24 protein-coding genes are annotated in these 23,731 nt (G+C 64.6%); 12 read left to right on the forward strand and 12 right to left on the reverse strand.

The window, feature by feature from the left end; genetic code table 11:
- Window positions 1–11: 11 nt before the first annotated feature.
- From VAR608DRAFT_RS05415 to VAR608DRAFT_RS05430, 4 genes are read right to left on the reverse strand one after another with little or no spacing between them, the layout of a single operon-like run.
- Window positions 12–974, reverse strand: coding sequence for a fumarylacetoacetate hydrolase family protein (locus VAR608DRAFT_RS05415; protein WP_197700476.1), 963 nt, complete (start codon window positions 972–974; stop codon window positions 12–14).
- Between the two features lie 38 nt (window positions 975–1,012).
- A complete protein-coding gene (locus tag VAR608DRAFT_RS05420) occupies window positions 1,013–1,387 on the reverse strand; it encodes a YciI family protein (protein ID WP_172843807.1) in 375 nt (124 codons plus the stop codon).
- A 58-nt stretch (window positions 1,388–1,445) separates the two neighbouring features.
- Window positions 1,446–2,366, reverse strand: a complete 921-nt coding sequence (locus VAR608DRAFT_RS05425; RefSeq protein ID WP_088953131.1) for a VOC family protein — start codon at window positions 2,364–2,366, stop codon at window positions 1,446–1,448.
- On the reverse strand, window positions 2,363–3,361 hold the full coding sequence (locus VAR608DRAFT_RS05430) for an NAD(P)-dependent oxidoreductase (RefSeq protein ID WP_331713023.1): 999 nt from the start codon (window positions 3,359–3,361) through the stop codon (window positions 2,363–2,365). The genes VAR608DRAFT_RS05425 and VAR608DRAFT_RS05430 overlap by 4 nt, the downstream gene beginning before the upstream one ends.
- A gap of 157 nt (window positions 3,362–3,518) precedes the next feature.
- Between VAR608DRAFT_RS05430 and VAR608DRAFT_RS05435 the strand changes: the two genes are divergently transcribed.
- From VAR608DRAFT_RS05435 to VAR608DRAFT_RS05490, 12 genes are all read left to right on the forward strand, one after another.
- Entirely contained in the window at window positions 3,519–4,466 is a 948-nt protein-coding gene (locus VAR608DRAFT_RS05435; protein ID WP_088953133.1) for a LysR family transcriptional regulator, read from the forward strand.
- A 358-nt stretch (window positions 4,467–4,824) separates the two neighbouring features.
- Entirely contained in the window at window positions 4,825–5,739 is a 915-nt protein-coding gene (locus VAR608DRAFT_RS05440; protein WP_088953134.1) for a dihydrodipicolinate synthase family protein, read from the forward strand.
- A gap of 90 nt (window positions 5,740–5,829) precedes the next feature.
- Window positions 5,830–6,645: an ABC transporter substrate-binding protein gene (locus VAR608DRAFT_RS05445; RefSeq protein WP_088953135.1), complete on the forward strand. Its 816-nt coding sequence runs from the start codon at window positions 5,830–5,832 to the stop codon at window positions 6,643–6,645.
- A gap of 108 nt (window positions 6,646–6,753) precedes the next feature.
- Entirely contained in the window at window positions 6,754–7,425 is a 672-nt protein-coding gene (locus VAR608DRAFT_RS05450) for an amino acid ABC transporter permease (RefSeq protein ID WP_088953136.1), read from the forward strand.
- Window positions 7,426–7,432: 7 nt separating this feature from the next.
- Complete coding sequence (locus VAR608DRAFT_RS05455; protein ID WP_088953137.1) at window positions 7,433–8,080, forward strand: amino acid ABC transporter permease; 648 nt, start codon at window positions 7,433–7,435, stop codon at window positions 8,078–8,080.
- Window positions 8,073–8,795, forward strand: a complete 723-nt coding sequence (locus VAR608DRAFT_RS05460) for an amino acid ABC transporter ATP-binding protein (protein ID WP_088953138.1) — start codon at window positions 8,073–8,075, stop codon at window positions 8,793–8,795. The genes VAR608DRAFT_RS05455 and VAR608DRAFT_RS05460 overlap by 8 nt, the downstream gene beginning before the upstream one ends.
- A gap of 11 nt (window positions 8,796–8,806) precedes the next feature.
- On the forward strand, window positions 8,807–9,751 hold the full coding sequence (locus tag VAR608DRAFT_RS05465) for a 4-hydroxyproline epimerase (protein ID WP_088953139.1): 945 nt from the start codon (window positions 8,807–8,809) through the stop codon (window positions 9,749–9,751).
- Entirely contained in the window at window positions 9,748–10,794 is a 1,047-nt protein-coding gene (locus tag VAR608DRAFT_RS05470; RefSeq protein ID WP_269458535.1) for an Ldh family oxidoreductase, read from the forward strand. Before VAR608DRAFT_RS05465 ends, VAR608DRAFT_RS05470 begins: the two co-directional genes overlap by 4 nt.
- 53 nt (window positions 10,795–10,847) lie before the next feature.
- Window positions 10,848–11,885: a proline racemase family protein gene (locus VAR608DRAFT_RS05475; RefSeq protein ID WP_088958620.1), complete on the forward strand. Its 1,038-nt coding sequence runs from the start codon at window positions 10,848–10,850 to the stop codon at window positions 11,883–11,885.
- A 42-nt stretch (window positions 11,886–11,927) separates the two neighbouring features.
- Window positions 11,928–13,055 carry an NAD(P)/FAD-dependent oxidoreductase gene (locus VAR608DRAFT_RS05480; protein WP_088953140.1) on the forward strand — a complete coding sequence of 376 codons (1,128 nt, stop codon included), beginning with the start codon at window positions 11,928–11,930 and terminating at the stop codon, window positions 13,053–13,055.
- Between the two features lie 4 nt (window positions 13,056–13,059).
- Window positions 13,060–13,374, forward strand: a complete 315-nt coding sequence (locus tag VAR608DRAFT_RS05485) for a (2Fe-2S)-binding protein (RefSeq protein WP_088953141.1) — start codon at window positions 13,060–13,062, stop codon at window positions 13,372–13,374.
- Window positions 13,375–13,385: 11 nt separating this feature from the next.
- Complete coding sequence (locus tag VAR608DRAFT_RS05490; RefSeq protein WP_443082915.1) at window positions 13,386–14,690, forward strand: FAD-dependent oxidoreductase; 1,305 nt, start codon at window positions 13,386–13,388, stop codon at window positions 14,688–14,690.
- A gap of 65 nt (window positions 14,691–14,755) precedes the next feature.
- Here the strand turns inward: VAR608DRAFT_RS05490 and VAR608DRAFT_RS05495 are convergent, their stop codons facing one another.
- The 8 genes from VAR608DRAFT_RS05495 to VAR608DRAFT_RS05530 all read right to left on the reverse strand — a co-directional run bounded on the left by VAR608DRAFT_RS05495 (window position 14,756) and on the right by VAR608DRAFT_RS05530 (window position 23,723).
- A complete protein-coding gene (locus VAR608DRAFT_RS05495; protein WP_088953143.1) occupies window positions 14,756–16,192 on the reverse strand; it encodes an aldehyde dehydrogenase family protein in 1,437 nt (478 codons plus the stop codon).
- A gap of 58 nt (window positions 16,193–16,250) precedes the next feature.
- Window positions 16,251–17,216 carry an amidohydrolase family protein gene (locus VAR608DRAFT_RS05500; protein WP_088958621.1) on the reverse strand — a complete coding sequence of 322 codons (966 nt, stop codon included), beginning with the start codon at window positions 17,214–17,216 and terminating at the stop codon, window positions 16,251–16,253.
- A 20-nt stretch (window positions 17,217–17,236) separates the two neighbouring features.
- A complete protein-coding gene (locus tag VAR608DRAFT_RS05505; protein ID WP_088953144.1) occupies window positions 17,237–18,529 on the reverse strand; it encodes an MFS transporter in 1,293 nt (430 codons plus the stop codon).
- Window positions 18,530–18,594: 65 nt separating this feature from the next.
- Window positions 18,595–19,527 (reverse strand): YncE family protein, encoded by a 933-nt coding sequence (locus tag VAR608DRAFT_RS05510; protein ID WP_088953145.1) that lies wholly within the window; start codon window positions 19,525–19,527, stop codon window positions 18,595–18,597.
- Window positions 19,528–19,550: 23 nt separating this feature from the next.
- Window positions 19,551–20,480, reverse strand: a complete 930-nt coding sequence (locus VAR608DRAFT_RS05515; RefSeq protein WP_088953146.1) for a dihydrodipicolinate synthase family protein — start codon at window positions 20,478–20,480, stop codon at window positions 19,551–19,553.
- 43 nt (window positions 20,481–20,523) lie between these two features.
- On the reverse strand, window positions 20,524–21,696 hold the full coding sequence (locus VAR608DRAFT_RS05520; RefSeq protein ID WP_088953147.1) for an L-rhamnonate dehydratase: 1,173 nt from the start codon (window positions 21,694–21,696) through the stop codon (window positions 20,524–20,526).
- A 25-nt stretch (window positions 21,697–21,721) separates the two neighbouring features.
- The gene (locus VAR608DRAFT_RS05525) at window positions 21,722–22,768 is read right to left on the reverse strand and encodes a 4-hydroxythreonine-4-phosphate dehydrogenase PdxA (RefSeq protein WP_088958622.1); all 1,047 of its coding nucleotides are present in this window, start codon (window positions 22,766–22,768) and stop codon (window positions 21,722–21,724) included.
- 4 nt (window positions 22,769–22,772) lie between these two features.
- Window positions 22,773–23,723, reverse strand: coding sequence for a Bug family tripartite tricarboxylate transporter substrate binding protein (locus VAR608DRAFT_RS05530; protein WP_231973652.1), 951 nt, complete (start codon window positions 23,721–23,723; stop codon window positions 22,773–22,775).
- Window positions 23,724–23,731 lie beyond the last annotated feature (8 nt).

Genomic DNA, 23,731 nt, shown 5'->3' on the forward strand with positions numbered 1-23,731 from the left:
TGATGGCGTGTTCAGACGATTCGGGTCTCGAGCTCGCCGAGGCCCTCGATCCAGACCTGCATCACGTCGCCGCGCTTGAGGAAGGTGCCGCTCTCCATGCCCACGCCCGCCGGCGTGCCGGTCAGGATCACGTCACCCGGCTCGAGCGCCACGCGTTCGCTCAGGTAGGCGATCTGGTCGGCCACCCCGTAGAGGTGATTGCTGGTGTCGGAGTCCTGGCGCAGTTCGCCGTTGAGCCACAGCTTGATGGCCAGGTTCTCCGGCGAGGCCACGAACTCGGCCGGGGTGAAGACGGGACCCAGCGGGCATGATCCGTTGAAGCACTTGTGGCCGATCCAGTCGAAGCGAAACGGCGACGAGGCGTCAACGCCGGCGCGCACCAGGTAGTCGCGCGCCGAGAGGTCGTTGGCGCACATGTAGCCCGCCACATGATCGAGCGCGTTCTCCACGCTGACGGCCGATGCCCGGCGACCGATCACCACGGCCAGTTCCGCTTCCCAATCCAGCCGCTCGGTGCGCGCCGGGATCGGCACGTCGGCGCGATGACCCGACAGCGTGGATCGACCCGCCTTCAGGAAATGCCACGGGGGAATGCCCTCCTTCTTGGGGTCGAGCGCGAGCTTCGCACCCGACACGCGGGCCATCGCCTCCACGTGATCGCGGTAGTTCGCGCCGGCGCCGTAGATGGCCCCGGGCCGCGCGAGCGGCGCCAGCAGCTGCAGGTCCGCAGGTTTGAGCTCGCACCGTCCAAAGGGCTGCGGATCGTCGGCGAGTTGCAGCGCCAGCCGGGCCAGCACGAGGCACGAATCGTCCCAGTGTTGCAGCAGCTCGTCGATGGAAGCCTCGGCGATCGAGGACTGCTGCGCACGGCGCGCCGCCGTCTCCAGGTCGAACCAGCGGTCGCCTACTGCGATTCCGGTGCGAGCCACGGCGTCCTGCTGGTAAGTGAAGAGCTGGTATTTCACGCGACGCATCGGTTCATTCCTCATGGCAGGTTGTGGGGCAGCAGGTTTCAAAGCAGTCGGCACGATTGATCGGACAGGTGGACGTTGAGGGTGAAGCCGCCCTCCATCAGCAGCCAGCAGCGGACCTCGATCGAAACCGCGCCCTCTGCGACAAAGGGGTCGGCGGCGAGGATCGCCCGCGCTTCCTCTTCGGACGCGGCGCGCAGGACGGACAAGCCTCCGAGCGAGCCCGGTGCAGCGCCCTCGCCCACGAAGGGGCCCGAGGCGAACAGCTCACCTCGCCGCTCGGCCGCGACCGCCCAGCGCAGGTGCGACTCCAGCAGCTCGCCCATGCGCGCTGCGTCGCGCGGCGTGCGCAATGCCACGTAGAGGCGCTTGTTCAGCATGTCCGCCAAGAGCTCGCTCGCTGCCTCGGTGCTCATTGGATAAACGTGCTCCGCACCGCGGCGCGAGCCCCCGTCGGAACGGCCGGGCGGAAGCTCATGGCGCCTCGAAGTTGACGACGAAATCGGGCGGCGGCGGGGTGGCTGCCCAGACTGCGGTCAGCTCCTCCGGCGCCGCGTCCAGCGGCGTCCAGCCACTGTCGTCTTCCGGGATGATGTCGATGTCCCAGAAGTACTCGGCCAGGCTGTTCCAGGGGTCGCGGATGTAGTGGAAGTAGTTGGAGCCGCCCACGTGCCGGCCAAGACCGAAGCCATCCTTGTAGCCGGCGCGCAGCAGGGTCTGGGCGCCGAGCTCGATCTCGTCGATGTCGCCGACCTCGAAGCTCAGGTGATGCAGCCCCGTGTGCGTGCTCTTGGCGAAGGCCAGCATATGGTGGTCGCCGCCGGCACAGCCTCGCATGAATGCAAGGACGTCGCCGGCGCGATCGGACAGCTTCATGCCCAGCACCCGGCCGTAGAAATCCACCGAGCGGTTCACGTCCGGCGTGAACTTGATGAGATGGCCCAGCCGCCGAGGCCTGGCCCGCTTGCGCAGGGACGCCAGGTCGCAGGCACGCCGACCGATGCGCCGGTAGTTGCCCGGCGCGTTGATCTCCACAGCTGGCCCCGCCAGCGACGGGGCCGGCTCGGCCAACTGCACGTTGACCCAGTCGCCGTGCGGATCCTGGAACCACAGGCCGTCGATGTCGCCGAACGGGCTGTGCGCGACGCGCACACCAGCGCGCTCCAGGCTGCCCGGCAGCGCCTTCATCCCCTCCTCGTTCGTGCCGAACGACACGTAGGACAGCTTCTTGCGCCGGCCCTCCATCAGCCGCAGCTGGTCCTGCGCGCGGCCTTCGCAGCGGAACACCAGATCGCTGGCGACCGCACGCGTTTCCAGCCCGAAAAGCTCGTAGAAGGCGCGGCCCACCTCGAGGTCGGGCACTGTCATGCCCACGTGCAGCAGAGTGCGGATCATGGACCTGCTCCTGGTTCTCGGTTCGTCATGGGAGGTTGTTGCGGCATGGAATCGGCTTCGATCAGCTTGATCACGGCCGAAATGTCCTCCTCGCCCATGCCCCCTTCGAGGGCGCGAAGAAAGTACGGTGCCGCGACCGAGAAGAGCGGCGTCGCGCAGCCCATCCCGCGGGCGAAATCCGTCCCCATCCGCAGGTACTTCTCCAGCGTGCAGAACGGCCCCGGCGCCGGCGAAAAGCTGCGCGCTGCCATCATCGGCGCCCGGACAGTGAACATGGCTGAATTGCCCGCGCCCTGCCGGATCACTTCCGCGACCCGGTGCGGATTGAAGCCCGCCTTGGCACCGAGGTTCATCGCCTCGGCCGCGGCCAATGTGTGGATGGCCACCAGCGCATTCGCAATGAGCTTCATGGCGACGGCACTGCCGATATCGCCCAGGTGGAAGTGATGGGCCGTGATGGCCTCCAGGACGGGCTTGCAGCGCTCGAACAGCTCCTCGTCGCCACCGATATAGAGCGCAGCGCGGCGCTCGACGACCATCGGCGGCGAGCCGCTCACCTCGGCCTCCAGCATCTGCGCCCCCGCCGATTCGATGCGCCGGGCCTGGGCCACCTTGTGCTCCCTCGGATAGCTGCCCAGCTCGATCACGACCTTGCCCGGCGAGAGTGCTGCCAGCACACCGAGCGGCCCCTCCAGGGCCTCCGCCTGGGCCTTCTCGCCGGGCAGGCACATGAGCAGCACGTCGGCCTGGCGGGCCACCTCCGCCGGCGAGTCCAGCGCGACGCCGCCCGCGCCCACGAAGGCCTCGCGGTCGTTGCGACGAAAGCCCACCACGCGAAAACCCGCGCGCATGAGGTTGATGGCGACCGGCAGCCCGAGCTGGCCGATGCCGATCATGCCGATGACATGGGAAGCCTGGGCCACGCTTGTCTCCTTGATCTTGCGGCGATTCTGCGAGGCCGGCGTCACCTGATCCATACCGATTCGGTGATTCATGGATATAGACGCCGTTTATGTTCGTGCGTGCGAGAGACCTCGACCTGCACGACGTTCGCCGACCCCGGGCCCTGGGGTAATCCAGAATGATCGAAGGCGAGCCTTCTATAAACTGAATCGATTCAGGCACAGACTGCGCAACCAAATCGGCACCCGAGTGAAAGACCTCAATCTCCTTTATGCGTTTGAGGCGCTTTGGCGGGATCGCTCCGTCACCGTTGCGGCAGAGCGGCTCGGGCTGACGCAGGCAGCGGTGAGCAGTGCGCTCAAGCGCTTGCGCGCCGAATACGACGACCCGCTGTTCACCCTGGTCGGTCGCAAGATGGAGCCGACGCCGCTGGCCAGCGAGCTGTCGCCCCAGTTGCTCGACGCCCTTGCCGTGGTTCGCAAGACGCGCGAGGCGCGAGTCAAGTTCGATCCCGCGAGCGCCAGGCGGGTGTTCACGATCCGCACCCGCGACATCGGCGAAGTGGTGTGCCTGCCTCAGGTGTCCTCCGCGCTCGAACGAATCGCGCCCGGCATCCACCTTCGGACGGTGTTCCGGCCCATCGCCGATACGCTCAGCGGCATGGCCAACGGCCAGGTGGATCTGGCACTGGGCTTCCTGCCGTCACTGGAAACGGGAATTCATCGACGCGTCCTGTTCATGCAGAACTATGTCTGTGCCATGCGGGTAGGCCACCCGCTGGCCGAAGGAGAGTTGACCCAGGACCTCTTCAGTCGCAGCGACCACCTCCTCGTCGAGTACTCCGGCAGCGGCCATCTGAGTCTTGAACGCGCCCTGATCGATGCGGGCCTGCGCCAACGCATCAAGCTGCGCATACCCCAGTACCTTTCGGCACCGCATTTCATCATCGACTCGGACCTCCTTTGGTCCGTTCCCGCCATCCTCGCGGAGAGGCTCGCGCTTCACTTCCCGCTGGTGATCAAGCCCCATCCTCTCCCCCTCCCCGAGTTCGAAGTCGCGCTCTACTGGCACGATCGCTATCACCGCGACCCCGCGAACAAGTGGCTTCGTGAGCTCATTGCCGACACCTGCGCCTCCTCGATTGGAAAGCGAAGTGCTCCAGCGCTGACCCCGCCGCGACCGCCCGCCTCGGTTTGAAGTTCCTCCGGCCGGCGCTGCCGAAATCCCGTTCTGGCTAAACGGGCCTCTCTCGGGGAGTCCCACATTGCCTCTCCTGGATGACGGCGGCGAGCGCCTTCTCGGCGGTGAGCCGGGGGTCCGGGACCTCGTGGAGCACGACTGACTCCTTGTCTTGAGCGTACCAACCGCTCGAGCCTCCTGCGCGCACCAACACCGTGCGAGCTGAGCGAGCCGCCGCATTCACCCGTCCTCTGACCGAAAAGGCGCTAGCCCACAACCTATGGTTTACCCTATCAAGATATTGTTCATATGTTCCTAATATATTTAAAACCGCGCTAGTCCAGTTCACCTTCACTGACCCCTAAGGAGTATTTGCATGAACAACCCCCGTTGGCAGGGCATCTTCCCGGCCATCACGACCAAGTTCCACGAGGACGAGAGCATCGATGCCGAGGGCACCGCCCGGCACATCGACTTCCAGATTCGCAACGGCATCCACGGCCTCGTGACCTGCGGTTCGCTCGGGGAGGCCAGCACCCTGACCCTCGAGGAAAAACTCGAAGTTGCCAAGATCGCAATCGACGCCAGCGCTGGCCGTATTCCGGTACTTGCCAACGTCTCGGAAACCAGCACACGCGAAGCGCTGCGCTACATAGCAGGCGCCAACAAGATTGGCGTCGATGGCTTCATGGTGATGCCGTCCGTCATTTACGTCGCTGACGCTCGTGAAGCAATGCTCAACGTTCGGGCGATGGCCGAAGCGGCACAGAAACCCATCATGGTCTACAACAACCCTGTGGCATACCGCGTCGACCTGATGGTCCAGCAGTTCGAAGAACTGGCGGACTGCGAATGGGTCGTTGCGATCAAGGAAAGCACCGACGACATCCGCCGCATCACGGACCTGCGCAATGCCTTGGGCGATCGGTATCAACTCTTCCTGGGCGTGGACGATCTGGCCTACGAAGGGCTGGCGCTCGGATGCGATGGCTTGCTGGCCGGCGTGGGGTGCGCCTTCCCTCGCGAAACCGTCGCTCTTTACGAGCTGATGAAGGCCGGCAACTTCAACGAAGCTCTGAAGCTATATCAGTGGATGACGCCGATGCTGCACCTGGACGTATCAACCAAGCTGGTCCAGAACCTCAAGCTGATCGACAAGCTCGTGGGCGTGGGCACCGAGCACATGCGTCGCCCTCGCCTGCCGCTGATCGGCGAAGAGCGTGCGTACGTCGAGGGCATCGTCAAGAAGGCCCTTGAGACGCGCCCGACGAAGTATCAGTCGATCGCCTAAACCCCGCCGCCGCTCCTTGTTCAGGAGGCGGCGCCTCAAGATCCTTCCCGTCCAGTCTTTTGTCCGTTCGTTCGTCATCAGGAGTTCCAAATGAAACTGAAGATCCATGCGTTGAGCCTCCTCGGCGCCCTGTGCCTTCTTGCATCGCAGGCACATGCCGACAAACTCGACTCCATCATCGAATCAGGCAAGCTGCGTTGCGCAGTGGTTCTCGACTTTCCGCCAATGGGATCACGCGACGCCAGCAACAATCCGGTCGGCTTCGACGTCGACTACTGCACCGATTTGGCCAAAGCGCTTGGCGTCAAAGCCGAATTTGTCGAAACACCCTTCGCCGATCGGATTCCTGCATTGATGTCGAATCGAGCGGATGTGATCGTCGGCTCGACCTCGGACACCCTCGAGAGGGCGAAAACCGTAGGAATGACAGTCCCGTACTTTGCCTTCCAGATGGTGGTTCTGACGCGTGACAACACCGACATCAAGACCTACGAAGACCTCAAAGGTCGGCCGGTAGGGAATACGTCGAGCACCTTCGAAGCATTGGCTCTCGAAAAGGATGTGAAAGCCTGGAACCAGCCGAAGGGAACATTCCGCGCCTATCAGAACCAAGCGGACACGCTGCTCGCCGTGAGCCAAGGTCACATCGATGCGACGGTCGTGACCTCGACCGTCGCGTCGGCGAGCATCAAGTCGGGCAAATTCAAGGGGCTTCGCATCGCCGGCAACGCTCCGTATGTCATCGACTATGTCTCATTGGCTGCAAAGCGCAACGAGTACGGACTTCTGAACTACCTCAATCTATTCGTCAACCAACAGGTCCGCACGGGTCGCTACGCGGAGCTCTACCAAAAGTGGGTCGGTGGCAAGCCGATTGACCTGACCGTGCCTGGCGTGTACCGCTGAATGACGGATTCGCGCGAGCCTCCATGGGATTGCGCGCACACCATAGCCTGGATCGGATTCATGGAATGACTACGACACCATGGTCCGAATCAGCCAACGGGAGAGCGAATGCTTGACTTTGACTATACCTTTCAATGGCGGGTTGCCATCGAAGCACTGCCAGCAATGCTCTCGGGAGCATGGGTCACGATCGAGACCGCAGCTCTTTCGATGATCTTCGGTGTCCTGATTGCCCTTGCCCTGACCGCGATGCGGGACGCGCGGAATGTCGTGCTCCGAAGCGTGTCCGGTGCTTGGGTGTCCGTTGCCCGAAACACGCCGGCGCTGTTTCAGATCTACATGCTGTATTTCGGCCTCGGTTCGTTCGATCTGCAGATCAGCTCGTGGACCGCACTCCTCGCTGGTATCACATTCAACAACGCAGGCTATCTCGCAGAAAACTTCCGTGGCGGGCTGAAGGCCGTGCCACACACTCAAGTCCGCGCCGCGCGTTCCCTTGGCATGAGCGCGTTCAAAGCCTACAGGCTCGTTGTCGTGCCTCAGCTACTGCGCATCGTCTTCTACCCGATGACCAATCAGATGGTGTGGGCGGTGTTGATGACTTCGCTGGGCGTGATCGTCGGTCTGAACGACGACCTGACCGGCGTGACCCAGGATTTGAACGTCAGGACGTTCCGCACCTTCGAGTTCTTTGCCGTGGCCGCAGCGATCTACTACCTCATCGCAAAGGGGATCGTCTTCGTCACCAGGCTGCTCGCCTGGAAACTGTTCAGGTACTGAGGTCGCCATGTCTACCAGCTTCACTATCGGCGACCTGCTCTTCATGCTCCAAGGTGCCTGGGTCACCCTGCAGCTGACCTTGTGGGCCACGTTCATCGGAACAGTCACCGGCATCCTCCTCGGGTTCCTGCGAGCCGCGTTCCCGCGAGCGACCTATCCCCTGAGTTGGGTACTTGACGTGTTCCGAAGCGTCCCACTCCTGATCCAGTTCGTGATCTTCAACGCGTTGAAGAGCATCGTTGGCCTCGAGTGGACTGCATTCGCGGTCGGGTGCATCGTGCTGGGGATCTACTGCGCGGCCTACTGCACGGAAGTCGTCCGCAGCGGCGTTCTCGCGGTGCCTGGCAACGTCATCCGCGCTGCGCGATCGCTTGGCCTGACTTACCGCCAGGCGACGCAGTTTGTCGTGCTCCCGATCGCCACTCGTGTGGCATTTCCAGGGTGGGTGAACCTGACGCTGGGCGTCATGAAGGACACGTCGCTGGTGCTGTGGATCGGGATCATCGAACTCCTGCGTGCGTCGCAAACGATCGTGACACGGATCCAGGAGCCGTTGCTCGTCCTCTGTATCACCGGCCTCATCTACTACGTCATGAGCTTGGGCTTCGCCAGAATCGGCGCGGCCGTCGAGAAAAGGTGGAAAGAAAATGATTGAGATCGAGAACGTCCATAAGTCCTTCGGCCAACTCGAGGTCATCAAGGGCGTCAGCATGACCGTGAACAAAGGCGAGGTGGTTTCGATCATCGGCGGCTCGGGCTCGGGAAAGTCGACGTTGTTGATGTGCATCAACGGCCTGGAGCCCATCCAGAAGGGCAGCATCCGGGTCGACGGCGTCGATACGCACGCCAAGGGCACGGACCTCAACAAGCTGCGTCAACGAATCGGCATTGTCTTTCAGCAGTGGAACGCGTTCCCACACCTCACCGTATTGGAGAACGTGATGCTCGCCCCCCGCAAGGTCCTGGGCAAAGACAAGCGCGCAGCAGAGGAGCTCGCCGTCAAGCAACTCACGCACGTCGGGCTGCGCGAGAAGATGAACGTCTTTCCGGCCAAGCTTTCCGGAGGCCAGCAGCAACGAATGGCCATCGCGCGCGCGCTCGCGATGTCACCGCAATACATGCTGTTTGATGAGGTGACCTCGGCCCTCGATCCGCAACTCGTCGGCGAGGTCCTGGACACCATGCGCATGCTCTCGGAAGAAGGCATGACCATGATTCTCGTGACGCACGAGATCCGCTTTGCGCGCGATGTCTCGGATCGCGTTGCCTTCTTCCGCAACGGAGTCATCCACGAAATCGGCACGCCCGAACAGGTGATCGTCAATCCCCAGAAGCCGGAGACGATCGACTTCCTGAAGTCGACGCACTAGAAGGAACGGACATGGCAGTTGTTCATCGTATTGACGTGCTTGACTCACACACGGGCGGGGAACCGACGCGTCTGGTCCTCAGTGGGTTTCCCCATCTCGGCGAGGGCACCATGGCGGACCAATGTGCAGTGCTCGCGAGAGACTTCGACGACTGGCGCGCCGCCGCTTTGCTGGAACCACGCGGCAGTGACGTCATCGTCGGGGCGCTGCTCCGTGAGCCAGTCGATCCTGCCAACACGGCCGGCGTGATCTTCTTCAACAATGTGGGCTATTTGGGAATGTGCGGCCATGGGACGATCGGGCTGATTGCCTCGCTCGCGCACCTTGGTCGAATCAAGCCCGGCGTCCATCGCATCGAGACCACCGTCGGTGTCGTGACGGCCACATTGCACGAAGACGGCTCGGTCAGCGTTCAGAACGTTCCCTCCTATCGCTACCTGCACCGGGTGCGTGTCAGCGTCCCGGGCCACGGCGTGATTCATGGCGATGTCGCCTGGGGCGGCAACTGGTTCTTCCTCGTGGCGGATCATGGTCAGCGCGTCGATAGCGACAACCTCAAGGCGCTGACGACGTACAGCTGCAGCGTCCGCGATGCGCTGGCAGCGCAGGGCGTGACCGGTTCCGATGGACAACCCATCGATCACATCGAACTGTTCGCATCGGACTCTGCCGGAGCTGACAGCCGAAACTTTGTCTTGTGCCCGGGCAGTGCATACGACCGGTCTCCCTGCGGCACCGGAACCAGCGCCAAGATCGCCTGCCTGGCCGCGGACGGCAAGCTTGCACCCGGCGAGGATTGGACGCAAGCCAGCATCATCGGCAGCAGGTTCGTCGCGAGCTACACACCTCATGGCGACTCTATCGTCCCGACAATCCGCGGACGTGCCCATCTGAGCGCCGAGTCGACGCTGCTTATCGAAGGCGACGATCCCTTCGCTTGGGGGATCCGTCTGTGAACTCCCGCGCAAACGAGAAGACCGCCGAAGCGACCGTGGGAGAGGCAGACGTCAACTTGACATTGGCGGAAGCTGAAGCGCTCTCATTGCGCGTGCTGAGCCAAAACGGTTTGTCGGCATTGCATGCGGCCTCTGTCACGCGGGTCATCGTAGCGGGGCAGCGAGATGCGTGTGCCTCGCACGGCATGTACCGCCTGCTCTCCTGCGTACAGTCGATGCGGCACGGGAAGGTGTCGCCCGGCGCAGTTCCGACGATCGAGCAACGATCTGCGGCCGTAGTCGTGGTTGATGCGCATCGCGGCTTCTCTCCCCTGGCCTTCGAGATGGGCGCGCCTCATTTGATCGAGAAGGTCGCCAAGACCGGCGTTGCAGCGCTCATCATCAACAACTGCTACCACTTCTCGGCGCTGTGGCCGGAGGTGGAAGCGCTGGCGGCGCATGGGGTTGCTGCGCTGGCCATGACGCCCAGCCACTCCTGCGTGGCACCGGCAGGGGGCCGTGCACCCGTGTTCGGCACAAACCCGATCGCATTTGCCTTTCCCCGCGGTGGGCAGCAGCCGTATGTCTTCGACTTCGCCACCAGCGTGGTTGCTCGTGGCGACATCGAACTGCATCGCCGGCGGGGCGATCCCATACCAGCCGGTTGGGGAATCAATGCATCGGGAGAGGCGACGACAAGCGCGGACGAGGTGCTGGATGGCGGCGTCATGCTCGCGTTCGGAGGGCATAAAGGATCGGCCCTCGCGACCATGATCGAGCTTCTCGCCGGGCCGTTGATCGGCGATCTCACCAGCCTCGAGTCGCGTGAGTTCGATGGGGGAGCTGGCGTGACCCCGCTCCATGGCGAACTCATTCTTGCTTTCGATCCGCAGGTGCTGGGCGGAGCGCGGGATGACTTGAGCGCGGAGCGCCTGTTCTCCGCCATTACTGACCAAGGGGCGCGGCTCCCCTCCGAGCGCCGCTACGCGGCCCGCGAACGCAGCCTTGTGGAAGGCATCCGGATTCCAGCTGCTCTCTATCGAGACCTTCTGGCGCTGTTGTGATCGCCGGCGACAGCAGATCGACAGAACTTCATATCAATTCCATACCCATTGCCATGCAACTCAAGAACGCAATCACGGTTGTCGGTGCGCACGCGGAAGGCGAGGTTGGCCGAGTCATCACCGGAGGTGTGATCGCACCGCCTGCACCTTCCATGTACGAGTGTCTCGAGGCCTTCCAGGCAAGGCATGACTGGGTACGCGGACTGCTGCTATCAGACCCCCGGGGCAGCGTGAATGCGGCCGTGAACATGGTCACTCCGCCGATCTCGCCGGAAGCTGACTTCGGCATGATCGTGATCGAGTCCGACTACTACCCTCCGATGTCGGGCTCGAATCTCATCTGCACTGTGACCGCCGTGCTCGAGACGGGAATGGTCGCCATGCAAGCGCCAATCACCAAGCTCTGCGTCGATACACCGGCAGGACTGGTCTATGTGCGCGCCGAGTGCGAGGGCGGCAAGTGCCGTCGTGTGTCGTTCAAGAACGTACCGTCATTCGTCATGCATCGCAGCCGGCCGGTCGAGGTCGGGGGGCTGGGCACCTTGACGCTGGACGTCGCCTACGGCGGCATGATCTACGCGATCGTCGACGCAGCTTCCGTAGGATTCTCCCTTGACCGGAGCGAGGCGCGTGAGTTGGTGGAAGTCGGTGAGCGCATCAAGGCGGCCGCCGCTGAGCAGTTGCCTTCGGTGCATCCAGTGAATACGAGGATCCACACCATCAACCAGACCCTGTTTGCAGGGCCGTTGAGTACTGCAGCCCAGGGAAAGACCGCGAAGAATGCCGTCGTAGTTTCGCCGGGACGCCTGGATCGGAGCCCGTGCGGCACCGGCAGCTCAGCCCGGATGGCCCTCATGCACGCCCGCGGGGAACTTCAAGCGGGCGAACCGTTTGTTCACAAGTCGATTCTGGACACCGAGTTCCATTGCAAGTTCGAACGTGCCGACGATGTCGGCAACATCCCGGCCATCATTCCGATGATCAGTGGCCGTGCCTGGTTGACGGGGCTGTCGTACTACGGCGCAGATCCTGAGGATCCGTTCCCCGAGGGCTACCGGCTGAACGATACGTGGTTCAGCCCAACGACCTGAGCATTCGAGACCTCGTCGCACCTCACCGATGGATGGCGAACTGTGCATAGCGATGTAATCATCATTGGTTCGGGCATCGTAGGCGCCTCGTGCGCCCGCGAAATGGCAAATGCCGGGCTTCGGGTCGCCGTCCTGGACGCCGGCTTTCCCAACGCCACCGGGGCCGGCATGGGCCATGTCGTTGCGATGGACGACAACCCGGCGGAGTTTGTCCTTTGTCGGGAGTCGGCTCGCATCTGGCGCGAGTGGGCGGCGGCCATGGATTCATCCTGCGCATATGCGCGGGTCGGCACGCTGTGGGTCGCCGCCAGTGCTGCGGAACTGGACGCGGCACAAGAGAAAGGGCGGCGACTCAGAGCCAACGGCATCGAGTGTGAGCTCCTGACCCCGGGCGCCATGGCAAAGGAGGAGCCCGCCCTGCGCGGCGGACTTGCTGGAGGCCTCCTGGTGAGCTCCGACAGCGTCGTATACGCACCCGCAGTCGTGCGCTGGCTGATGCGCGATGCCGGGCCGCCGATACATGCCGCGGTGGCCCAGGTCACTTCGATAGACGGGGACACGGTCACTACGTCGGACGGCAGGCGGTTCAGTGCTCAGGCGATCGTCGTGGCGGGCGGTTTGCAGGCGTCCCAACTCTGCCCGGACCTGCCGATCAGGCCCAAGAAGGGCCACTTGGCGATAACCGACCGTTATCCGGGCACGGTGAGGCACCAGCTGATCGAACTGGGTTACGTCACCAATGCACATTTGAGTTCTGGATCGTCCGTCGCCTTCAACGTTCAACCCCGCCCGACGGGACAGCTGCTGATCGGGTCATCACGTCAATTCGACACGACGGATCCTGCAGTCGAGCCTGAAATGGTCGCGCGGATGCTCAGTCACGCCGTTGGCTACATGCCTGGTCTCGGCGCAATGAACGTGGTTCGGACCTGGACCGGCTTCAGGGCGACGACGCCTGACAACCTGCCGATCATTGGGAAACATCCCGGGCAGTCCAAGACGTGGCTCGCTGTCGGACATGAAGGGTTGGGGGTAACCACTGCTCCTGCTACCGCACGGCTTCTTCGCGCCCAGATGCTCGGGGAGCCCAGGCCCTTCGACGAACGTGCATACGGGCTGCAACGGTTCAGCCAGGCCGTAGCACTCGCGCCCGAAAACGTGGAGCACTGACGCTATGTTGCCACTGTCCCTGTTCTGGCCCAAGGCAAAAGAGATTCCTGCATCCGCGTTGGCAGTGCCGCCCGTACATCTCACCCTCAATGGCCGTCAGGTGCAACTGCCGGCCGGGTCATCGGTTGCGGCCGCATTGTTGATTCATCGAATTCACGAAGGCAGCGGAGCCGAGGAGCGCGAGCGGCGGGCGCCGTTCTGCGGGATGGGTATTTGTCAGGAATGCCGCGTCACCATCGATGGCCAGCGGCTTCTCGCATGCCAAGTGACGTGCACGGACGGGATGACCGTCGAGACGCCGAAAGGGAATCTCGAATGACAGGTCCTGGAGTGCTGGCGAACTATCTGGTCGACGTCCTGATTGTCGGCGCTGGTCCTGCGGGCATGGCCGCCGCACTGGCTGCCGCACCGTCTGGCGCGAAGATTGTCTTGCTCGATGAGAACGTCGCCATCGGGGGCCAGATTTGGCGTAGTGGACCGGGCGCCGCCCTGACCTCTCAGGCACAAGCGTTGCGCGAGTCGCTGCTGCACCACATCAATGTGCAGGTTCTGGTCGGCATGCGGGTCGTTGGTGAAGTTGAGCCGGGGGTGCTACTCCTGGAGGGAGCAGAAGACATCCGCAAGGTGCGCTTTAAGAAGCTGATCCTCTGCACGGGAGCCAAAGAGCAGTTCGTTCCTTTTCCCGGCTGGACACTTCCCGGTGTGACGGGCGCAGGCGGCCTACAGGCGCTGATCAAGCAAGGACTGCCCGTGTCAGGCAAACGTGTAGTGATCGCTGGCAGCGGCCCACTTCTGCTGGCAGCCGCACGCTGCGCAAGAGACGCCGGCGCAAAAGTACTTCGGGTCGCTGAGCAGGCGAGCGCATCGTCTGTCGCCTCGTTTGGCCTGGCGTTGGCCCGATGGCCAGCAAAGGCAATCCAGGCGGTCGCGCTGTTCGAGCCCACCTATCGGACCAATTCGTACATCGTTGAAGTCGATGGGGATCACTCAGTGAAGCGGGTTCGGATCCAGCGGGGCCCGAGGTCCGAGGAGTTCGAGTGCGACCTGGTTGCCTGCGGTTTCGGCCTCGTTCCGAATGTCGAGCTCGGCCAAATGCTGGGGTGCGCGCTGACGACGGATCGATCCGGCCGCAGGGCGCTTCTGCACGACGCGCAACAGGAATCTAGCCAGCCGGGAATCTACGTCGCCGGGGAATGCACGGGCTTTGGCGGCAGCGAGCGTGCCTTGGTGCAAGGCGCAATTGCCGGGCATGCTGCGGTTGGCGAGGCCGCAGCGGCGAGCAAACTGACCGCGAGACGTCGTGGTTGGGACGAATTCGCCTCCCAAATCAATCGGGCGTTCGCGCTACGCCCCGAGTTGAGGTCGGTACCTGCCAAGGACACGATCCTCTGCCGCTGCGAACGCGTACCGCTCGCATGCGTGGCTGACTGCGTTGACTGGCGAAGCGCCAAGCTTTCGAGCCGCTGTGGCATGGGCCCCTGCCAGGGCCGCGTCTGCGGTCCAGCCGCTGAATTCCTTTTTGGATGGGTTCCGTCGGCCTCGCACTATCCACTGCTTCCCACCAGGATTTCGACCCTTGTGGCGGCATCTGGCGGACATGGGCCCAGTCCGGCCTGCGAGGGTTCCCCCAGATGACCCGGGAACGGCGCCAAAACGGAAACGGCCATCGCATTCGCGATGGCCGTTTTGCCTTCTACACCTCAGGCCAGCGTGTAGGCAGTCTTCACGATGGTGAAGAACTCCTGCGCATAGCGGCCCTGCTCGCGCGGACCGTAGCTCGACCCCTTGCGGCCGCCGAAGGGCACGTGGTAGTCCACGCCGGCCGTGGGCAGGTTCACCATCACCATGCCGGCCTGGCTGTGGCGCTTGAAGTGCGTCGCGTACTTCAGGCTCGTGGTCGCGATGCCGGCCGAGAGGCCGAACTCGGTGTCGTTCGCGGTCACTAGCGCCTCCTCGTAGTTCTTCACCTTGATGACGCTGGCCACCGGGCCGAAGATCTCTTCCTTGTTGATGCGCATGGCGGCCACCGATTCGCTGAACAGCGCCGGCGACATGTAGAAGCCGTCGGTATCGAGCTTGAGCCGCTCGCCGCCCGCGGCCAGGGTCGCGCCTTCCTTCTTGCCGATCTCGACGTATTCCAGGTCCTGCTGCAGCTGGCTGCCGCTGGAGACCGGGCCGATGTCGGTGCCCTGCGCGAGCGCATCGCCGACCTTGATCCTGGCCATGCGCGCCTTCATCGCCTCGATGAACTTCGGGTAGATGCCTTCGGTCACGATCAGCCGGCTCGATGCGGTGCAGCGCTGGCCGGTCGAGTAGAAGGCGCTTTGCACGCTGAGCTCCACGGCCTGGTTCAGGTCCGCGTCGTCGAGCACCACCTGCGGGTTCTTGCCGCCCATCTCGAGCTGCACCTTCTTGCCAAGGGTCGCGCACTGCACCGCGATGTCGCGGCCCACGCCGACCGAGCCGGTGAAGCTGATCGCATGGATGCCCGGGTGCTTGACCAGCGCATTGCCGATCACGCTGCCGCGGCCCATCACGAGATTGAAGACGCCGGCCGGAATGCCCGAGCGGCTGATGATCTCGGCCAGCGCCCAGGCGCAGCCCGGCACGAGGTCGGCGGGCTTGAGCACCACGCAGTTGCCGAAGGCGAGCGCGGGGGCCACCTTCCAGGCGGGGATCGCAATGGGGAAGTTCCACGGCGTGATCAGGCCCACGACGCCGACCGGCTCGCGCGTGATCTCGATGCCGATGCCGGGGCGCACCGACGGAATCACCTCGCCCGCAAGGCGCAGGCATTCGCCGGCGAAGAACTTGAAGATCTGGCCGGCGCGCGTGGCCTCGCCGATGCCTTCGGCCTTGGTCTTGCCCTCTTCGCGTGCGAGCAGCGTGCCGAGCTCTTCCTTGCGCGCGAGGATTTCGTTGCCGATCTTGTCCAGCGCTTCCGAGCGCGCCTGCACGCTGCCGGTAGACCAGGCCGGGAACGCGGCCGTCGCGGCCGCCACCGCGGCATCGACCTGGCCGGCATCGCCCTGGGCGTACTCGCCCAGCACGTCCGCGAGCTTGCTCGGGTTGGTGTTCGCGCTGTAGCTGGCGCCGGCGGTCCATTCGCCGTTGATGAGGTTGTCGTGTCGTTGCATGGTGTGTCCTTTGTTTCAGTGGGCCCGACCGTGCAGGAGAGCGGCGCCCGAGGTCGGGTCAGGCTTCATCGCCGCCCGCGAGGTTCGCGATGCCCGGCGGGAGATCGATGCGGTAGAAGCGCAGCGCGTTGCCGCTCATGACGGCCTGGCGCTGGGACGGCGAGAGGTCGGCGGAAAGGGTCTGCAGCATTCCGTTGACCAGTTCGGGATAGGCGATGCGCAGGCCCGCGACGGGGAAGTTGCTCGCGAACATGCAGCGCTCCCAGCCGAAGATCGCGAGCGTGTCGCGCACGATGCGTGCATTCGCATTCCAGTCCCAGGTCTGATCGCGCAGCCCGAACTCCGAGAGCTTGACGTGGACGTTGGGTTCGCGCGCCAGTATTTCCATCCAGCCGCGCCAGCGTCCGAGGCCCTCGTCGCTGCGATCCCAGGCGAAGCCGTGGTGGTTGAGAACGATGGGCACGCCGGGGAACATGCGCGCCACTTCCGCGGCTTCCGGCAGGTGCCAGGCGGGAACCCGCAAATCCCAGCTCAGGCCGTGCCGGGCGAGCAGGGAGAAGCCGCGCAGCCAAGCGTCGTCCTGCATCGTGCCCGGTTGGCCGCGCACGCTCTGCGTAGGCGCCGGCGCTGTGACCGGCTTGCTGCGGATGCCCCGCAGCAGCGGGTATTCGAGGTGCTGCAGCAGGCGCTCCTCGGTATCCGGGCGGTCGAACCACGCGTGCGCGACGATCGCATTCGGAAAACCATGCTTCGCGTGGATCGACTGCAGCCACGCTGTCTCCGCGACCTGCTCGTCGCGGGCGCGCTCGGCTTCCACGTGGATCGTCGCCACGACGCGGCAACCCCGCGCGGCAGCCCGGTAGTCGCCGGGCAGGAAGTCGCGGCAGATCGAGCGGTAGTCGCCGAGGAAGAACGCCCGGGGATCGTAGTCTTCCTGCAGCCACGGAAAGCGACCTTGCGACAGGTCCCAAAGGTGATGATGCGCATCGACGATGTCGACACCTTCTTCGTCTCGATCCAGCATGCCGACGCTCTCCCGGCGGATCAACGCTCGCAGCGGGCCGGCAGCGTCGCCGCGATCGCGGCCGCCATCGCAAGCGCAACGGCCAGGCAGTAGATCCCGACGTTGGCGCTGTACTGCTGAATCAGCACGCCCACCGCGTAGGGGCCGCAGAAGCCGCCCAGGTTGCCGAGCGCGTTGATCAGGCCCCGGGCGCTGCCCGCCGCTTCAGGGTTGCACAGCTTGGGCGGAATGGTCCAGAACACCCCTGCGGCAGCCTGCAGGAAAAAGCCGCTGCAGATCAGAAACGCATAGGACACCCAGATATCCGCCTGGAAATGGACGGACAGGAACAGGCTCAGCGCGAACCCGAGCAGCGGCGCGACAACGAACAAGCGACGCTTGCCGGTCCGGTCCGACAGATACGAGACCGACCACATGCCCGCCATCGTGCCGATGTACGGCAGGATGGCGAGCATGCCGACCTGTCCCATGCCGCCATGCGTGAGGTTCTTCAGGATGGTGGGCAGCCAGAGCGTGTAGCCATAAATACCGGCCTGATAGAAGAAATTGAGCGCGATGAGGCGCCAGATGAGCGGGTCGCGCAGGACCGCGTGGAACGACGTGGACACGACCTCCTTGCCAAGCGCCGCCGCGCGTTCGGCGCGCAGGCCGGCGAGGATGTAGTTCTTCTCCTCGGCCGACAGCCAGGTGGCGGTCTCCGGGCTGTCACTGGCGAACGGAATCCAGATCAGCAGGAACAGCGCCGACAGCGCCCCGGTCGTGAAGAAGAGCCAGTGCCAGCTGAGCGACGCGAGGATCAGGCCGGACAGGGGGGCGGTGATCATGCCCGCGAGCGGCACGAACATGATGACCATGGCGTTGGCCCGTCCGCGCTCCTTGTCGGGGAACCAGTTGCCCACCATCGTCAGGACGACCGGTAGCATGCCGCCTTCGGCAACGCCGAGCAGGAAGCGCAGCGTCAGCAGCTCCCAGGTCTGTGTCACCAGGCCGGTCAGGATGGAAATCACGGCCCAGGCGACCAGCGACCAGGCGATGAAGCGCTTGCCGCTGCCGAGCGCGGCCAGACGGCCGCCGGGAATCTGCAGGAACAGGTAGCCGATGAAGAAGATGCCGCCGGCGAGGCCGACCGTGCTGGCGCTGAGGGCGAGATCTGCGCTCATGCCGCCCGGCATTCCGAAGGCGATGTTCACCCGGTCCATGTAGGAGATGATGCAGGCGAGCAGGATGGGCGGAATGACGCGCAGCCAGCGTTTCTGGGGAATGGCGATGTCATGGGCGGCACTGGCCGTGCCGACCGTTTCGAAGGTTGTCATGATGTCTCCAGGAAGCGCGCGCGGATTGCCAGCGGCGCGTTGATGTTCTTTGAGGTTCTGGGGTGTCAGCCGGGCAGCACCGTGAGCCCGTCCGGCTCCTTGCCGGTAGCGAAGGCGTGCGACAGCGCCAGGGTTTCCAGATCGAGTTTGGCCACGCTGTCGTCGTTGAGAGGGATGTAGGCGAGCGGTGCCGAGGGATGGAACGCGAGCGCGATCGGCTTGTGCACGGTCGGCACGCGACGCAGTTCCTGCAGGGTCTGCGCGTCGTAGATGCCGATGCTGCGCTCACCGTAGTTCGTCACGAACAGCCGGTTGTCGCGCGACAGGTAGATGCGCGTCGGATCCTCGCCGGTCGGCACGGTCTTCAGCACCTCCATCGTCCGGGCATCCAGCATGGAAAGCGTCGCATCGTCGCGGCTGGCCACATACAGGATCGACTCGTCGCGGCTCAGGCAGCATCCCTCCGGGCGCCCACCGACGCTGGATGCCAGCGGACGCTGCCCGGATTCGTGCGGGCGCACGCGCGTGACGGTGTGTGATTTCAGGTGGGTGATGTAGGCGTTCTCGCCGTCGCGGCTCACCACGAACAAGTGGCTCTTGACGCCTCCTGACGGCACGACGCCCGTGGCCGTGCGGCGCTTGGCCGGGTTGTCGAACACGAGCAGCACGTTGTCGCGCTCGCTCAGCGCGTAGACGCGGCCGTGCTGATCGACCTGGACGCCGTGGATGCGGCCATGCGGCGCGCAGTCGAGCGAGGCGACGTGCTCGCCGCGGGCGATGTCAACCACGAAGACCTCGTGCCCGCCCGCGCCCTCGTGGGCGAAGGTTTGCACGCCGTAGTGCCCGACATAGGCGAGCGCGCCGCGCGGGTCGACGACGAATTCGTGGGGGTAGGCCGGCAACTGGGCCCGGAATGCCAGTTCGCCGGTCTCCAGGTGGTAGCCGCTGAAGCTGTTGCCGAATTTCTCGACGAGTACGGCCGTGAGAGGGGATGTCATGTGCTTTTCCAATGTGTGGATGCCTAGCGGCCCCAGCGCAGTACCAGCGGATCGAGCCGGCGCGCGATGTCGATCAGTCCCTCGCGCACTGCGGGATGCAAAGGCGGCCACGGATGGCGCGGCGCATCGCAGGCGATCACGCCGCCTTCCTTCATCAGCGCCTTGGCGGCGAGGAAGCCTGCCTGCCGGTTCTCGTGGTTGATCAGCGGCAGCCAGCGCTGGTAGAGCGCGAAGGCCTTGTCGCGATCGCCCGCACGGTGCGCTTCGATGATGGGTCGGATGCCATCGGCAAAACCACCGCCGGTCATCGAGCCGGTGGCGCCGGCATCGAGATCGGCGAGCAAGGTGATGGCCTCCTCGCCGTCCCAGGGCCCTTCGATCGCGTCGCCGCCGAGGCGGATCAGCTCCCGCAGCTTGCTTGCGGCGCCGGGAGTCTCGATCTTGAAGTAGGAGACCTGCTCGATCTCCTTGGCCATGCGCGCGAGGAAGGGAGCCGAGAGCACGGTGCCGCTCGCCGGCGCGTCCTGGATCATGATCGGGATGTCGACCGCATCCGACAGCCGCGCAAAGAACTCGTAGATCTGGTTCGCGCCGACGCGGAAGGTCGCGCCGTGGTAGGGCGGCATCACCATCAGCATCGCGGCGCCCATGGCCTGCGCGCGTTGGCTGCGCTCGGCACAGACCTTGGTGCTCGTGTGCGTCGTGGTGACGATGACGGGTACGCGGCCGGCCACATGCTCGAGCACGGTGCGCGTGAGCAGTTCGCGCTCGTCGTCGGCGATCAGGAACTGCTCCGAGAAGTTGGCGAGGATGCAGATGCCGTCCACGCCCGAGTCGATCATGAAGTCGATGCAGCGCTTCTGGCTCTCCAGGTCGAGCTCGCCCGTTTCCTTGAAGGTGGTGGGCGCCACGGGGAAGATGCCGCGCAAGCGCGGCGTGCGGGTGGTGGTCATGGTGGTGTGAAAAGGGTGGCGCGTCAGGTGACGTGGCCACTCGTCATTCGACGATGTTGAAATCCTTGAGGTACTCGGTCTTCAGGCTGAGGCCCAGACCCGGCTTGTTGTCGTCGAGCTGCAGGAAGCCGTTCTCGGCCACCGGCTCGCCGTCGAAGATGTAGTAGAAGAGCTCGTTGCCCACTTCCACGTCGTGCATCGGGAAGTACTCGCTCATCGGCGAGGCCAGCGTGCTCATGGTCAGGTGGTAGTTGTGCATCTGGCCCGCGTGCGGAATCACGGGAACGCTGTGGGCCTCGCACAGCGCGTTGATCTTGTGCGCGGCCGTGATCCCGCCGACGCGGTTGGTGTCGTACTGCACGACCGACACCGCCTTGCGGTCCAGCAGCTGCTTGAAGCCATAGAGCGAGAACTCGTGCTCGCCGCCCGAGATCGGAATGCTGGTCAGCTGGTTCAGCTCGGCATAGCCGTCGATGTCGTCGGCGATCACCGGCTCCTCGAGCCAGCGCGGCTGGAACTTCTCGAGCTTGGGCAGCATGCGCTTGGCGTACTCGAGGTTCCATCCCATGTAGCACTCGAGCATGAGGTCGTTGTCATAGCCGATGACCTCGCGCACCGCCTCGACCGACTTCAGGTTCTCCGCAACACCCTTCTGCAGATGCGCCGGCCCATAGCCGAAGCGCATCTTGAAGGCGGTGAAGCCCTGGTCGAGGAACTTCTGCGCCTCGGCCTGCATTTCCTTCAGGTCGGTGCGGTAGAGCTTGGAGTAGTAGCAGGGAATCTTCTCCTTGGTGCGGCCGCCGAGCAGCTTGAACACCGGCTTGTTCACCGACTTGCCCAGGATGTCCCAGATCGCGAGGTCGACCGCCGAGATCGCCGCCATGGTCACCCCCTTGCGGCCCCAGGCGTGCGTGGCGCGGTACATGCGCTGCCACAGGTACTCGTAGTCCCACGGGTCCTGGCCGATCACCAGCGGTGCGAGGTACTGGTCGATGATGGCCTTGGCGATGGCCGGCGCGAGCGCCACGTTGCCCAGGCCGACGATGCCGTCATCGGTCTCGATCTCGACCACGGTCCACGAATGGAAGCGGAAGGTGCTCATGGTTTCCTGCGGGGCGTACAGCAGGTCCATGGCGTTGGAGCAGAAGTTGCCCTGCGGCGGAACGGTCTTGCCCTTCCACTGGAAAACGCGGGCGCGGACGGATTTGATCTTCATGGTTTGCCTTGGTGTTGAGAGAGGTTCACGCGGGTGCGTGGGTGGCGAGGCGGTGCGCGGCGCCCATGCGGCTCGCGATGCGGAAGGCCTGCCAGGTCGCGTCGACATTGGCCTTGCCCTGGCCCGCGATGTCGTAGGCCGTGCCGTGGGCCGGCGTGGTGATCGGGATCGGCAGCCCGCCCTGCACCGTGACGCCGCGGCTGAAGCCCAGCAGCTTGATGGCGATCTGGCCCTGGTCGTGGTACATGGTCACGATCGCCTGGTAGTCGCCGGCCTGCGCCTTCAGGAAGATCGTGTCGGCCGGGAACGGGCCGTGAAATGGCGACTCGGTCGGCCAGTCGCGCGCCTGCAGGCGCTGCACGGCCGGGATGATGATGTCGACCTCCTCGCGCCCGCACAGGCCGCCGTCGCCTCCATGCGGATTGAATGCCGCGACCGCAATCCTGGGCCGCGCCACGCCGTTGGCCAGCAGCGAGCGGTAGATCAACTCGGCCGCCTGCTCGATGCGCTCCACGCTCAGGTAGCTGGCCACGTCCTTCAGCGGCACGTGCGAGGAGATGCGCGAGGTCCAGAGCTCGCCGAGCGTGTTGAACTCGCAGAAGTAGCCGGTCACGCCCAGGTGCCGGGCGAAATGATGCAGCTCGTCCTCGTGCTCCATGCCGCCGAGCTTCATGGCTTGCTTGTTGAGGGGCGCGAAGCAGATCGCGTCGACCTCGCCCGCCAGCGTGGCATCCATGCACTGGTCCAGCACCTGCAGCACCGACCGGCCGCCCGGCGCGGCGGCCTGGCCGCGCTGCACCTGCGCCGGGTCGATGCTCTGCACAGCGAGGAAGGCGGGGCGAGTGGTGCCGCTGCGTCCACGCACTTCGGCCAGCGACTGAACCTCATCGGTCGCGACAGTCGTGCTCGCGAGACGCTGTCCTTCGTCCCACAGCCAGCGGTCGCCGACCAGGACGATGTTGGCCAGTGCGCTGGCTTCCGGCTTGGTCAGTAGCTTGGCGATCAGCTCGGCGCCGATGCCGGCGGGGTCACCGAGGGTGAGCGCAACAACAGGCAAGGAAGGTGTGTTCATCATGTCAATCAATGTGGATGTGGTTCTTGCGAATGACTTCGCCAAAGCGCTTGTATTCAGCGGCCTGGAATTGCACGAACTGCGTCTGGGTCATCGGCGTGATCTCGGCGCCGATGGCTGCGAGGCGGGTCCTGGTTTCCGGCATCGCAAGCACCTGGTTCACGGCCTCGTGCACCCTGTCCTGCACCGCCCTGGGCGTCGCGGAGGGCATGTAGATGCCGTACCAGGCGCTCATCTCGACGCCGGGTACGCCAGCCTCGGCGAGCGTCGGCACCTCGGGCAGCTGCGGATTGCGCTGCGCGGAGGTGACGGCGAGCGCGCGCAGCTTGCCGCTCCTGATCTGGCCGATCACCGCGGGCAGCGTGTCGAAGCTCAGCTGCACCTGCCCCCCCACCAGGTCGACCAGCGCCGGTCCGCTTCCCTTGTAGGGCACGTGCGCGATGTCCACGCCCGCCGCTTCCTTGAACATCTCGGCCGCGATGTGCTGCGTGCTGCCGGCGCCGCTGGTTGCGTAGTTCAGCTTGCCGGGCTCTCGCTTGGCCAGCTTGACCAGCGCCTGCACCGAGTCGGCGGGCACGCCGTTGCTGACCACCAGCACATTGGGTACCGCGCCGACGAAGGCCACCGGGACCAGGTCACGGTTGTTGTCGTAGTTGAGCTTGAGCAAATGCGGCGCGATCGCGTGCGCCGTGACCACGCCCATCACCATCGTGTGGCCGTCGGTGGACTTGGCCGTGGCATCCGCCGCCAGCGTGTTCGACACGCCGGGCCGGTTCTCCACCACGACGGGTTGCTTGAGCAAGGGTCCGAGCCGATCGGCAACCACGCGGGCCATGGCGTCGGTGCCGCCGCCCGGCGCCGAGCCGACCAACATCCTGAGGGGGCGCGTGGGCCACGTCTGGGCCTGCACGGCGCTCGCGGCGAGCACCAGCACGCCCGCGGCCATGACCGTCATGAACTTCT

The sequence above is a fragment of the Variovorax sp. HW608 genome, assembly GCF_900090195.1.
Lineage (GTDB): Bacteria > Pseudomonadota > Gammaproteobacteria > Burkholderiales > Burkholderiaceae_C > Variovorax.